Source organism: Rhodanobacter sp. UC4438_H5 (assembly GCF_052978405.1).
Genome location: NZ_CM129672.1, coordinates 3452089 through 3464897, shown reverse-complemented (window position 1 = coordinate 3464897; position 12809 = coordinate 3452089). Strand labels below are relative to the sequence as shown.

The following is a 12809-nucleotide window of genomic DNA, read 5'->3' as shown; positions in this document are numbered from 1 at the left end:
GGCGCGCCTCTTGCTTTGCGGAGCCGTCCTCGGTTGCCTGACGAGCATGTTGCTACATCTATACTCTGTCATGCTTTGACTCAGGTCTCGCTATCCACACCATGCGAATTTTCAAGCGTTTGTTGCGCTGGGCACTGCTCCTGGCCTTTTCCGGTTTGCTTCTGGCAGTGCTCGCGACAGGCGTGGCGTACTGGTTGATAGCTCCCCGGCTGCCCTCGGTGGCGGTGCTCAAGGACTATCACATGCAGGTGCCGCTGCGCGTGCTGAGCGCCGATGGCAAGCTCATCGCGACTTTCGGCGAAACCCGGCGCATCCCGGTGGACATCGCCGAGGTGCCCGACCGGCTCAAGCACGCGGTGCTGTCGGCGGAGGACGCCGACTTCTACCACCACCCCGGCGTGGACTGGCGCGGCATCGCCCGGGCCGGCTGGCACGTGATCATCACCGGCGGCGACAAGGGACCCGGCGGCTCCACCATCACCCAGCAGGTGGCGCGCAACTTCTTCCTGAGCCCGGAAAAGCTGTACTCGCGCAAACTTACCGAGATCTTCATCGCGCTGCGCATCGAGCACGAGCTGACCAAGGACCAGATCCTGGAGCTCTACCTCAACAAGATGTTCCTCGGCCATCGTTCCTATGGCGTGGCGGCGGCGGCCGAGTACTACTACGGCAAGACGCTGGACCAGCTCACCGTGGCGGAGTGCGCGGCGATCGCCTCCACTTTCCAGCTGCCCTCGGCGGTCAATCCGATCAACAGCCCCAAGCGCGAGATGGCACGGCGCAACTGGGTGCTCGGCGAGATGCTGCGGCACAACTACATCACCCAGGCAGTGTACGAACAGGCGGTGGCCGAGCCGAATCGCGCCTTTGCCCACGAGCAGCCGATCGAGGTCGACGCGCCCTACCTCGCCGAGATGGTGCGCCGGCAGGTGCTCGACCGCCTCGGCAATGACGCCCTGACCGAAGGCTACGTGGTCCGCACCACGGTGCAGAGCATGCGCCAGCAGGAGGCGGTGGACGCCCTGCGCGACGGCCTGGTCGCCTACGACCACCGCCATGGCTGGCGTGGGCCGGAGGCGCACAAGGAGCTGGCCGAGGGCGCCGGCGAGGCGGATTTCGACCAGGTGCTGGCCAGTTACGGCAGCGTCTCGGGTATGCAGCCGGGACTGGTCATCAGCAGCGACGCCGACCATGCCAGCGTGTACCTGTCCAGTCACGAGAGCGCCCGGCTCGACCTCGACGCGGTGAAATGGGCTCGGCCGCACATCAGCGACAGCCGCGTCGGCGCCGCGCCCACGCGGGTCGATGCCGTGCTCAAGCGCGGCGACGTCATCCGCCTGGCCCGCGACGAGAAGGGCAACTGGCAGCTGGCGCAGATACCTGCCGTGCAGGGCGGGCTGGTCTCGCTCAATCCGGAAGATGGCGCGATCGAGGCCCTGGTGGGCGGCTTCAACTTCAACCGCAGCAAGTTCAACCGCGCCGTGATGGCCGCGCGCCAGCCGGGTTCGAGTTTCAAGCCGTACCTCTATTCCGCCGCTTTCGATCGCGGCTTCACCCCGGCCTCGATCGTCAACGACGCACCGCTGGCGCTGCCCGACCCCTCGCGCCCCAACGGCATCTGGACGCCGTCCAACGACGACGGCAAGTTCGCCGGCCCGATGCGCCTGCGCGAGGCGCTGGTGCAATCGAAGAACCTGGTCTCGGTGCGACTGCTGGATGCCATCGGGGTGAGCTACATGCGCGAATACGCCACCCGCTTCGGGTTCTCGCAGGACGCGATCCCGGCCAACCTGTCGATGGCGCTGGGCACCGCCTCGGTCTCGCCGATGGGCATGGCGCGCGGCTACGCCGTGTTCGCCAACGGCGGCTACCTGGTCACGCCGTATTTCATTCACGAGATCGACGACCGCGACGGCAAGCCGGTGTACCTGGCCAATCCCGCCCGCGCCTGCCGCAACTGCCAGGAACGCCTGCTCGACACGCGCCCGCCCGGCCCGCCGCCGCCGGACATGACCCGGCCGCCGGCCAATCGCCTGGCGACCGCCGGCAGCACGGACGCGCCCGCCGAGTCGGAGAGCGTCGACGGTGTCGGCGATGCGGTGCTGCCGGCCGACATCCACGACGGCGCCCGGCATGCGCCGGTGCTCGCCCCGCGGGTGATCGGTCCGCGCAACGACTACCTGATCACCTCGCTGATGAAGGACGTGATCCTGCGCGGCACCGGTTCGGCCGCGCGCGCGCTGGAGCGCCCCGACCTGGCCGGCAAGACCGGCTCCACCAATGACCATCGCGATGCCTGGTTCGTCGGCTTCGACGGCGAGTTGTCCACCGCGGTCTGGGTGGGTTTCGACGACTACAGCTCGCTCGGCCGCGGCGAATTCGGCGCCAAGGCGGCCTTGCCGGTGTGGATGCAGTACATGGGCGCGGCGCTGAAGGGGCTGCCGCCCAGCACGTTGCCGATGCCGCCCGGAATCAGTACGGTATGGATCAACCGCGAAAGCGGCCTGCCGACCGGTGCGGACGACCCCAACGGCATGAACGAGATGTTCAAGGTGGAAGACGTCGACCGCCTGCGCAGCCAGGCCGCCCAGCAGAAGGAGCAGGACAAGCAGCACGCCTACGAGATCTTCTGACCCGGGGGCAGGCGACGCCGCTCCCGGACGCCGCCATCCAATGTCGAGGAGTGCGTCATGTCCCGAGGCGAACACCACCGCATCCACGCCCATGACCGGCTGCAACGCAATCGCCTGCGCGTGGCCCAGGAAGCGGCCCGGCTGATGAGCGAGCACGGCATCCGCAATTTCCACCATGCCAAGCTCAAGGCCGCCGAACGGCTGGGCATACTCGACAGCCAGGCGCTGCCGCGCAACCTCGAGATCGAACAGGCGCTGCGCGAACACCAGCGCCTGTTCCTCGGCGACAGCCAACCCCAGCTGCTGCGCCAGCGGCGCGAGGCGGCGGTCGAGGCGATGACCTTCCTCGCCCCGTTCGAACCGCGCCTGGTCGGCGCCGTGCTCGACGGCACCGCCGACATGCATTCGGCGGTGTGCCTGCACGTGTACAGCGACGATGCCGAAGCGGTGGTGCGCTTCCTGCGCGAGCACGGCGTGCCGCTGGAAATGCAGGTGCGCCGCCTGCGCTACAGCCGCACCGAGCAGCCCGAGTACCCGGTGCTGCTGTTCGCCGCCGACGCCGTGCCGTTCGACCTCACCGTGCTGCCGCGCAACGCGCTGCGCCAGGCGCCGCTGGATCGCACCGACGACCGGCCGATGCGCCGCGCCGCGCTGGCCCAGGTGGAGATGCTGCTGGCCGAGGACGATGCCGACGAGGGCTTCGAACAGCGCCTGCGCGCCGCGTTGCGCTGACCGCGCCGAGCGCCAGATGCAGAACGCCCCGGCCAGGCCGGGGCGTTCTGCGCGAAACCGAGGATCAGCCCAAGCGGTGAATCAGCGCTTGCCGGCCGGCACGTAATCACGCACGTCGGCGCCAGTGTAGACCTGGCGCGGACGGCCGATGCGCGATCCGGGCGTTTCGTGCTGCTCGATCCAGTGCGCGATCCAGCCGGCGGTGCGCGCGATGGCGAACATCACGGTGAACATCTCGGTGGGGATGCCCAGCGCCTTGTAGATGATGCCGGAGTAGAAATCGACGTTCGGATACAGCTTGCGCTCGACGAAGTAGTCGTCCTTCAGCGCCGCCTCTTCCAGCTTCATCGCCACGTCCAGCATCGGATCGTTGACGCCCAGCTCGTCCAGCACCTTGTGGCACATCTCGCGAATGATCTTGGCGCGCGGGTCGAAGTTCTTGTAGACGCGGTGGCCGAAGCCCATCAGGCGGAAGCTGTCGTTCTTGTCCTTGGCGCGCAGGATCGCCGACTCGACGTTGTCCGGCGTGCCGATCTCCTCCAGCTGCTTGAGCACCGCCTCGTTGGCGCCGCCATGGGCGGGGCCCCACAGCGCGGTGATGCCGGCGGCGATCGAGGCATACGGGTTGGCGCCGGTGGAACCGACCAGGCGCACGGTGGAGGTGGACGCGTTCTGCTCGTGGTCGGCATGCAGGATGAACAGCAGGTCCAGCGCCTTGGCCGCCACCGGGTTCATCTGCAGCGGCTCGCTCGGCACCTCGAACATCATGTGCAGGAAGCGGGTGACGTACTCGAGGTTGTTGCGCGGGTAGCGCACCGGCCAGCCGATCGTGTAGCGGTAGCAGGCTGCCGCGATGGTCGGCATCTTGGCGATCAGGCGGATCGCCGCCATCTTGCGGTCGGCCGGGTCTTCCACGTCCAGCTTGTCGTGGTAGAACGCCGACAGCGACGCCACTGCCGCGGCGAGCATCGCCATCGGGTGCGCGTCGTGGTGGAAGCCCTGGAAGAAGTTCTTCTGCGCCTCGTGCATCATCGTGTGATGCGTGATGTCATGTTCGAACGTGTCGAACTCGGCAGCATTGGGCAACTCGCCGTTGAGCAACAGATAGGCCACTTCGAGGAAGCTGGACTTCTCGGCCAGCTGCTCGATCGGGTAACCGCGATACAGCAGCACGCCCTTGTCGCCGTCGATGTAGGTGATGGCACTCTTGGTGCTGGCAGTGCTGCCGAAGCCCGGGTCATAGGTGAAATGGCCGGTGTCCTTGTACAGCGTGCCGATGTCGATGCACGCGGCACCGAGCGTGCCGGAAACCAGCGGCAGTTCGCTGCTCTTGTGGCTCGATTCATCGACCAGCTTGACGGTCTTGGGGTCGGACACGGAAACCTCCTCGCATGTGGTTCGTCGCCGGCGACGACGGTGGGGACGTCATCGCGCGGCAAGGGAAAGGGTGGATGTCGGCAGCCGGGGAAAGCACGCGACGCAACCGATGCCGGAAACCGGCTGGAACAAGCTCCGCGAAGACTTGCGCCACTCTGCTGCAGGCATCGGGCCACTGCCCATTATCGCACAACGGCGGTCGCGCATTCGATGGCGAATGGTCGTACGCCGGGCACGAAAAAGACACGGGGCAAGCCTGCGCCTGCCCCGTGTCTCGAACCGCCCGCAACCCGGAGGGAGCGGAGGTAAAAGGGTTTATTCCTTGACCGAACCGGCGTAGCGGCGGCGGAACTTGTCCACGCGGCCACCCACGTCCAGGGTCTTCTGCTTGCCCGTGTAGAACGGGTGCGAATGGCTGGAGATATCCACCTTGATCAGCGGGTACTCATTGCCGTCTTCCCACTTGACGGTTTCCTTGCTGGACATGGTCGACCGGGTGAGGAACGAGAAATCGGACGACAGATCCTGGAACACCACCGGGGCGTAGTTCGGATGGGTATCGGCTTTCATGACAGACTCTGAATGCGGCGGTGAAAAGAGCGGCATTGTAGCGGGCAACGCCGGGAACGCGCAAGCACGGGGGTTCAGCCGGGCACCCCCAGCGCGCGCTGCACCATCGCGGCAAAGCGGGTGTGGTCGACCTCCAGCACGATGTTGGCCTGCGCCGGCCGGCCCAGGCGCCCTTTCCAGTCGACCACGGTGGCGCCGCGGGTCAGGCGGCCGTCCAGCTCTACCGCGACCGCGCGGCGTTCGCTGCGGGTGACGATGGTCGGGTCGAGCGCGACCGCCATCGCCAGCGCATCGGCCGCCACCAGCCCGTGGCGGTCGTGTTTGGCGTTGTAGCCCCGCGCGGTCGCCGCGATCTTGCCGAAGAACGCCGCGCGCCGGTCACCGGCAGCGAGCCAGCGGTCGAACTCCGCGTCGTCGAAGGCGTGGCGCAGGGTTGCCTCCCAGTCCACCAGGTCGAACGACGGGAACGCCTCGAACACGACGTGCGCAGCCTCGGGGTCGAAACCGATGTTGAACTCGGCCGGCACCCTGCCGGTATTGCCGTGGCCGGTCACCGCGCCGCCCATCACCACCAGCCGCTTCACCCGCTGCGGCAGGCCGGGGTCGAGCCGCAGCGCCAGCGCCAGGTTGGTCAGTGGCGCCAGTGCCACCAAGGTCAGCTCGCCGGGACGCTCGAGGGTCAGGCGCAGCAGCGCCAGCGCAGCGGACTCGGCGGCGACCGCGGCGGCGGGCTCGGCGAAGCCGACGTCGCCGAAACCGTCACGCCCATGCACGAACGCGGCATCTTCCTCCGGCGCACGGACCAGCGGCATGGCGCAACCGGCGAACACCGGCGTGGCCAGGCCAAGCAGGTCGACCAGCGTGCGTGCGTTGCGCAGGGTGTGCTCCAGGCCGACGTTGCCGGCGGCAATGCCGAGGCCGGCGATGTCGGCATGCGCGGCGGCCATCAGGATGGCGAGGGCGTCGTCGACGCCGGGATCGGTGTCGATCAGGAGTTGCGGCTTGGTCATGTGCATCGGGTTCCTGTCCAGCCGTCCAGTTTATGGGATGAAACGGCGGGGGGCGACTACTGCCGATGACCGCTCACGCATCTGCGAACCGCGCGGCGCCGCCGATCCAGCGCTCGATCAACCGGCTGGTCTGGTCGGGGAACTCGGCCAGCATGCGTTCGCCCACCGCCTGCACCGCGGGCAGCAGGTGCGCGTCGCGCGACAGGTCGGCGATGCGGAAGGCGAGTTGGCCGGTCTGGCGGGTGCCGAGCACTTCACCGGGGCCACGCAGTTCCAGATCCTTCTCGGCAATGCGGAAGCCGTCGCTGGTTTCGCGCATGACCTGCAGGCGCTCGCGCGCGAGCTGGCCCAGCGGCGGTTGATACAGCAGCACGCAGTTGGAGGCCACCGCGCCGCGGCCGACGCGACCACGCAACTGGTGCAGCTGTGCCAGGCCAAGCCGCTCGCTGTTCTCGATCACCATCAGGCTGGCATTGGGCACGTCGACGCCGACCTCGATCACCGTGGTGGCCACCAGCACGGCCAGCTCGCCGGCCTTGAACGCGTCCATCACCGCCTGCTTGTCCTTTGCCTTCATGCGGCCGTGGATCAGACCCACGGCAAAGCCCTCCAGCGCCGCGCACAACTCGGCGTGGGCGACTTCGGCCGCCTGCGCGCGCAGCTGCTCGGATTCCTCGATCAGGGTGCACACCCAGTACACCTGCCGCCCCTCGGCGCAGGCGGCATGGATGCGCTCGATCACTTCGGCGCGGCGCGCATTGGATACCGCGATGGTCTGCACCGGCGTGCGTCCGGGCGGCAATTCGTCGATCGACGAGACGTCGAGATCGGCATACGCGCTCATCGCCAGCGTGCGCGGAATCGGCGTGGCGGTGAGCACCAGTTGATGCGGCACCAGTCGGTCCTGGCGGCCCTTCTCGTGCAATGCCAGCCGCTGCTGCACGCCGAAGCGGTGCTGCTCGTCGACGATCACCAGGCCCAGCCGCGCAAATGCCACGCCCTCCTGCATCAAGGCGTGCGTGCCGATCACCACCGCCGCGCCGTCGGCCACGCGGGCCAGCGCCTGCCGGCGTGTCTTGCCGGTGACCTTGCCGGCCAGCCATTCCACCTCGATGCCCAGCGGCTGCAACCACTGCCGGAAGTTGCGCAGATGCTGCTCGGCCAGCAATTCGGTCGGTGCCATCAGGGCGGTCTGGTAGCCCGCGTGCACCGCGGCCAGCGTGGCCAGCGCGGCCACCACGGTCTTGCCGCTGCCGACGTCGCCCTGCACCAGGCGCAGCATCGGCTGGGCCTGCGCCAGGTCGCGCGCGACCTCCTCGCTCACGCGCTGCTGCGCCGCGGTGAGGCGGAACGGCAATGCGCGCAGCAATTGCCGATGCAGCTGCCGCGGTGCGCCCAGCACCGGCGCACGGCGTTGCCGCACCACGGCGCGCAGGCGCTTGAGGCTAAGGTGCTGGGTCAGCAACTCCTCGAAGGCGAGCCGCTGCTGGGCCGGGTGGCGACCGAGCAGCAACTGGCCCAGGTGCGCGTCCGGCGGTGGCCGGTGCACGTAGAGCAGCGCATCGCGCAGCGATGTCAGGCCGTGCGTGCGGCACAGCGCCGGCGGAATAAGCTCCAGTTGCCCGGCCGGCGGCAGCAGGGCCAGTGCCTTGCCGATCACCGCGACCAGGCGCTTCTGGCCCAGGCCCTCGGTAGTGGGATACACCGGACTGAGCTGCTCGTCGACCACCGAGGCTTCGCTGCCACCCAGGCGCTGGTAGCTCGGGTGCACCATCTCCAGCCCCTGCGCGGCGTGGCGCACCTCGCCGTAGCAGAGCAGCCGCGTGCCCGGCACCAGTTGTTCGGCCTGCGCGCGATTGAAATGGAAGAAGCGCAGCAGCAGGGTCTGCGCGCTGGCGTCGCCGATCGCCACCTTGAGTTGCGGGCGATGGCGGAAGCCGCGCTCGACGGCCTCGACCACGCCCTCGACCTGCGCGCGTTCCCCTGCGCGCAAGTCCGCGATCGCGGTGATGCGCGTCTTGTCCTCGTAGCGCAACGGCAGGTGGAACCACAGATCCTGCACCCGCGTCAGGCCGAGCTTGCCCAGCGACGCGACCAGCGCCGGGCCCACGCCGGGCAACGTGGCGAGCGGCGCGATGCCGGGGTCGGCAATGGCGGGAGAAACGGGACGGGCGTTGCGCGTGGCCATGAAACCCAAGCCTAACCGAGCATCCCCGTCAGTCGTAAGGATGCCGCCGCTGCGGGCTGTCGGCGACAGCCGCGACGTGGATCAGTCCAGCACCATGATCGCATCGACCTCTACCTGCGCCGCCTTCGGCAACGCGGAAACCTCGATGGTCGAGCGCGCCGGATACGGCTGCTGGAAGTATTCGGCCATCACCGCGTTGACGGCGGCGAAGTTGGCCAGGTCGGTGACATAGATGCCCACGCGCACGATCTGCGCCAGCGAGCCGCCGGCAGCCTGCGCCACCGCGGCGAGATTGTCGAACACCCGTCGCGTCTGCACGCCGATGTCGCCGTCGACCAGGCTGCCGGTGGTCGGGTCCAGCGGGATCTGGCCGGAAAAATAGACGGTGTTGCCGGCACGCACGGCCTGCGAATACGGGCCGATGGCGGCCGGTGCCTGGTCGGTGGCGATGATGTCGAAAGGCATGGCGTTTCCTTGGGGGCGGGAGTCGGGATTGGAGATTCGAAGGAGCGTGCTGCAGCCGATTGAGACCGCCGATGATAACTCGGCCCCGCTTCACTGCACGGCGCCCGCACCACTGCGATGCAAGGCCGGCGGGCGTTGCCCGCCCTACGCGCGGCATCGGTCGGAGCGACCTATTCCCTATTCCCTATTCCCTATTCCCCATTCCCTATTCCCGGTCATTACAACGGATACCGCCGCACCGCGCTGACCACGCCGGTGCGGCGCACGCGGCGGATCACGTCGGCCAGGTGCTTGCGGCTCTTCACTTCCATCGAGAACAGCAGCGTGGCCGCCGAGGCATCGCGCTCGACGTACTCGACGTTCTCGATGTTGGAATCGGCCGCCGCAATCGCCGCCGCCACGGTGGCGAGCACGCCCGGGCGGTTGATCACCTCGATGTGCAACTGCGCGCGGTAGTCGCCCTTGACGTCGCGATCCCACTCGATCGCCACCAGCCGTTCCGGCGAGCGGCGCAACTCGACCACGTTCGGGCACTCCACGCGATGCACCACGATGCCCTTGCCGGAGGACAGGTAGCCGACGATGTCGTCGCCGGGCAGCGGGTGGCAGCAGTTGGCGAAGCTGAGCACGCCGCGCTCGCCGCCGCTGATGCGGATCTTCTCCTGCGCCAGCGCCACGCCTGCCTTGGAGCCGGCGGCCTTCTTCCAGCGCGAGCCCAGCAACTGGCGCGCGACCACGTCAGGCATGCGGTTGCCCAGCGCGATGTCGGAGAGCAGCTCCTCCAACCGCTTGAACTTGGAGGTCTTCAGGAAGCGGTCGAGCGTCGTCGGCGCGATCGCGTCGAGGCTGCTGCCGAGCGCATCCAGCGCGCGATCCAGCATCCGGTGGCCGAAATCGACCGCGTCCTCGTGCTGCAGATGTTTCAGGTACTGGCGGATCGCGGTGCGCGCCTTGCCGGTGACCACCACCTCCAGCCACGCGGGGTTGGGCACGGCCGAGGGCGCGGTGATGATTTCCACCAGCTGGCCCGATTCGAGCCGGCTGCGCAGCGGGGTGAGTTTCTTGTCCACGCGCGCGGCCACCGCGTGGTCGCCCACGTCGGTGTGCACCGCGTAGGCGAAATCCAGCGCAGTGGCATGGCGCGGCAGCGAGAGGATGTCGCCGCGGGGGGTAAACAAATAGACCTCGTCGGGGAACAGGTCGATCTTGACGTTCTCGATGAACTCCGAGGAGGACACCGTGTTCGCCGAACTGTCCACCATCGACGCCAGCCATTCGCGCGCGCGCACCTGGGCACTGTTGGCCGGGCCCGAATCGGTCTTGTAGGCCCAGTGCGCCGCCACGCCGCGTTCGGCCACGGAATCCATTTCGGCGGTGCGGATCTGCACCTCGATCGGCGCGCCGAACGGCCCGAGCAGCACCGTGTGCAGCGACTGGTAGCCGTTCGCCTTGGGGATCGCGATGAAATCCTTGAAGCGCCGGTCCACCGGCTTGTACAGCGCGTGCACCGCACCAAGCGCCACGTAGCAGCTGGTGGCGCTGTCGACCACCACGCGGAAACCGTACACGTCCATCAGCTGCGCGAACGTCTTGTGCTCGTTGCGCATCTTCGAGTAGATGCTCCACGGCGACTTGATCCGGCCGACCACGTGGGCGCTCAGATGCTCGGACGCCAACTGCGTGGTGAGCGCGGTCTCGATCTTGCTCATCACCTCGCGGCGATTGCCCAGCGCGGCGCGGATGCGCTCGCTGATGACCCGGTAGCGGTCCGGATACAGCGCGCGGAAACCTAGATCCTGCAGCTCGGCCTTGAACTTGTTCATGCCCAGGCGCTGCGCGATCGGCGCGAAGATCTCCAGCGTCTCGCGCGCGATGCGGCGGCGCGAACCCTGGTCCTTGGCGCCCAGCGTGCGCATGTTGTGCAGGCGATCGGCCAGCTTGATGAGGATCACGCGGATGTCGCGCGCCATCGCCAGCAGCATCTTGCGGAAGCTTTCCGCATCGGCTTCCTGGCGCGTGCCGAAGCGCATCTTGTCCAGCTTGGTGACGCCGTCCACCAGCTCGGCCACCACCTCGCCAAACTCGCCGGCCAGCGCTTCGCGGCTCAGTTCGGTGTCTTCCAGCGTGTCATGCAGGATGGCCGCGATGATTGTTTCGGCATCCAGCCCCAGCTCGGCCAGGATGCTGGCCACTGCCACCGGGTGGGTAATGTACGGCTCCCCGCTCTTGCGCTCCTGCCCCGCATGCGCCTGTGCGCCGACGGCGTACGCACGCAACACCAGGGTGACTTGTGCGGGGGGCAGATAAGCGATGCGCTCTTTCAGCGCCAGCACGTAGGGTGGCCAGGCGGCCGGATCGACCGGAGCCGGTGGAGCGGTCGCGGGCATCGGTGCCTGGCGCCGGCTCAGGCGCCCACCCCGGAAGCGAGGTGTCCGGAGACTGTCGGGCGCGCGCGCTTGCTCATGCCCTGCAAGGCATGATCGCGGCAGCGCCGGCAGTCATCGCCCATCAGTCGTCGCCGCCCTTGGAAAGGTCGTCGTCGACTTCCGCGGCGGCCCACTCCAGCGCTTCGCGCTCGGCGCGCTCGCGCTCGGCCTTGTCGATCTGGTCGATCGTGGCCTGGTCGATGCGACGGGCCGCGATCTCGCGCAGCGCCAGCACCGTGGGCTTGTCGTGGTCGGGGTTGACCGCCGGTTCGGCACCCTTCTCGAGCTGTCGTGCGCGCTTGGTGGCCATCAGGACCAGCTCGAATCGGTTGTCGACCACCTCGAGGCAGTCCTCCACGGTAATGCGTGCCATGTGAAATCCTTCGGAGAATAGTGACTTATACGGTCGACCAGTGTAGCCAGCAGGTGCTTTGCTGGCAATGCGGGCGACGCGTATCATGGTGGGCTGGCCGCGAATACGGCTGCATTCACGAAAGCGGCCCGAAAGCCGTGCAAGATATAAAACCAGACAGTACACTTATACTGTCCCCGACGCGAATCCCCACCGCACGATGCCCTCATTGCCTCGCCCCCATTCCATGAGCCGCTGGTTGGCGGTGCTCGCGATCGCCTTGCTGGCGGGCTGCGCCATTGCCAAGCCGCGCACCGACGACCCGCTGGAGAAGTACAACCGCGAGGCGTACCAGTTCAATACTGCAGTGGACAAAGTGGCCATACGGCCGGTGGCGCTGGTCTACCGCAAGGTCACCAACCCGCCGGTGCGGCGTTCGTTCAGCGACTTTTTCACCAATATCCGCACCCCGGTCACGGTCGCCAACGACCTGCTGCAGGCGCGGCCCAAGCAGGCCCTGCAGAGCACTGCCCGTTTCCTGGTCAACCTCACCCTGGGCATCGGCGGTTTCTTCGACCCGGCCAGCCAACTGGGACTGCCGATCGAGGACAACGACTTCGGCATCACGCTGGCACGCTGGGGTGCGCCGGAAGGCGATTTCCTGATGCTGCCGCTGTTCGGCCCCAGTACCGCACGCGACATGTGGCGGATGCCGGTGGACAGCTATTTCTTCGATCCGCTGAGCCTGTACGCCGCCAACCACCACTACAACGGCCTGCAGTACGCGCCGCAGGCGATGTATCTGATCACGCTGCGCTCGCGCGCGATCGACGCGGAGAGTTTCCTGCAATCGGCCTACGACCCGTACGTGTTCATCCGCGACGCCTACCGGCAACAGCGCCTGTACAAGCTTTACGACGGCAACCCGCCGGCGGCGCTGATCGAACGGATGCAGGGACTGGATACGCCCGGCTTCGACCCGGACGAGCTGCTGGAACAGCAGCACGATTGGGAAAAGGGTCACCCCAAGCAGGACGACCAGCACTGAGCCCTGCG

At 67.7% G+C, this 12809-nt stretch carries 10 protein-coding genes; 3 read left to right on the top strand and 7 right to left on the bottom strand.

All coding sequences use genetic code 11. From position 1 onward, the window contains the following. Positions 1-101 precede the first annotated feature (101 nt). Positions 102-2633: a penicillin-binding protein 1A gene (locus tag ACVCL9_RS15805; protein WP_447097418.1), complete on the top strand. Its 2532-nt coding sequence runs from the start codon at positions 102-104 to the stop codon at positions 2631-2633. A gap of 57 nt (positions 2634-2690) precedes the next feature. Further along, positions 2691-3365 (top strand): hypothetical protein, encoded by a 675-nt coding sequence (locus ACVCL9_RS15800; protein WP_395121187.1) that lies wholly within the window; start codon positions 2691-2693, stop codon positions 3363-3365. 81 nt (positions 3366-3446) lie between these two features. On the opposite strand, the gene ACVCL9_RS15795 is transcribed toward ACVCL9_RS15800, so the two are convergent. The 7 genes from ACVCL9_RS15795 to rpoZ all read right to left on the bottom strand — a co-directional run bounded on the left by ACVCL9_RS15795 (position 3447) and on the right by rpoZ (position 11774). Next, positions 3447-4742 carry a citrate synthase gene (locus ACVCL9_RS15795; RefSeq protein WP_447097419.1) on the bottom strand — a complete coding sequence of 432 codons (1296 nt, stop codon included), beginning with the start codon at positions 4740-4742 and terminating at the stop codon, positions 3447-3449. Positions 4743-5057: 315 nt separating this feature from the next. After that, entirely contained in the window at positions 5058-5312 is a 255-nt protein-coding gene (locus tag ACVCL9_RS15790) for a type B 50S ribosomal protein L31 (protein ID WP_395121183.1), read from the bottom strand. 74 nt (positions 5313-5386) lie between these two features. After that, positions 5387-6322: a nucleoside hydrolase gene (locus ACVCL9_RS15785; protein ID WP_447097420.1), complete on the bottom strand. Its 936-nt coding sequence runs from the start codon at positions 6320-6322 to the stop codon at positions 5387-5389. Between the two features lie 73 nt (positions 6323-6395). Further along, entirely contained in the window at positions 6396-8510 is a 2115-nt protein-coding gene (gene recG / locus ACVCL9_RS15780; RefSeq protein WP_447097421.1) for an ATP-dependent DNA helicase RecG, read from the bottom strand. A gap of 81 nt (positions 8511-8591) precedes the next feature. Continuing rightward, positions 8592-8975 carry a RidA family protein gene (locus ACVCL9_RS15775; RefSeq protein ID WP_447097422.1) on the bottom strand — a complete coding sequence of 128 codons (384 nt, stop codon included), beginning with the start codon at positions 8973-8975 and terminating at the stop codon, positions 8592-8594. Positions 8976-9193: 218 nt separating this feature from the next. Then, a complete protein-coding gene (locus ACVCL9_RS15770; protein WP_395121176.1) occupies positions 9194-11362 on the bottom strand; it encodes a RelA/SpoT family protein in 2169 nt (722 codons plus the stop codon). A 121-nt stretch (positions 11363-11483) separates the two neighbouring features. Next, the gene (gene rpoZ / locus ACVCL9_RS15765) at positions 11484-11774 is read right to left on the bottom strand and encodes a DNA-directed RNA polymerase subunit omega (protein WP_007509529.1); all 291 of its coding nucleotides are present in this window, start codon (positions 11772-11774) and stop codon (positions 11484-11486) included. Positions 11775-12000: 226 nt separating this feature from the next. On the opposite strand from rpoZ, the gene ACVCL9_RS15760 reads away from it, so the two are divergent. Then, positions 12001-12801 carry an MlaA family lipoprotein gene (locus ACVCL9_RS15760; RefSeq protein ID WP_395121174.1) on the top strand — a complete coding sequence of 267 codons (801 nt, stop codon included), beginning with the start codon at positions 12001-12003 and terminating at the stop codon, positions 12799-12801. Positions 12802-12809 lie beyond the last annotated feature (8 nt).

Excerpts from the sequence above, each read along its gene's own strand:
- ACVCL9_RS15785 (WP_447097420.1), bottom strand. The coding sequence starts at position 6,322 with ATGACCAAGCCGCAACTCCTGATCGACACCGATCCCGGCGTCGACGAC.
- ACVCL9_RS15775 (WP_447097422.1), bottom strand. The coding sequence starts at position 8,975 with ATGCCTTTCGACATCATCGCCACCGACCAGGCACCGGCCGCCATCGGC.
- recG (WP_447097421.1), bottom strand. The coding sequence starts at position 8,510 with ATGGCCACGCGCAACGCCCGTCCCGTTTCTCCCGCCATTGCCGACCCC.
- ACVCL9_RS15800 (WP_395121187.1), top strand. The coding sequence starts at position 2,691 with ATGTCCCGAGGCGAACACCACCGCATCCACGCCCATGACCGGCTGCAA.
- ACVCL9_RS15790 (WP_395121183.1), bottom strand. The coding sequence starts at position 5,312 with ATGAAAGCCGATACCCATCCGAACTACGCCCCGGTGGTGTTCCAGGAT.
- ACVCL9_RS15805 (WP_447097418.1), top strand. The coding sequence starts at position 102 with ATGCGAATTTTCAAGCGTTTGTTGCGCTGGGCACTGCTCCTGGCCTTT.
- ACVCL9_RS15770 (WP_395121176.1), bottom strand. The coding sequence starts at position 11,362 with ATGCCCGCGACCGCTCCACCGGCTCCGGTCGATCCGGCCGCCTGGCCA.
- ACVCL9_RS15760 (WP_395121174.1), top strand. The coding sequence starts at position 12,001 with ATGAGCCGCTGGTTGGCGGTGCTCGCGATCGCCTTGCTGGCGGGCTGC.
- rpoZ (WP_007509529.1), bottom strand. The coding sequence starts at position 11,774 with ATGGCACGCATTACCGTGGAGGACTGCCTCGAGGTGGTCGACAACCGA.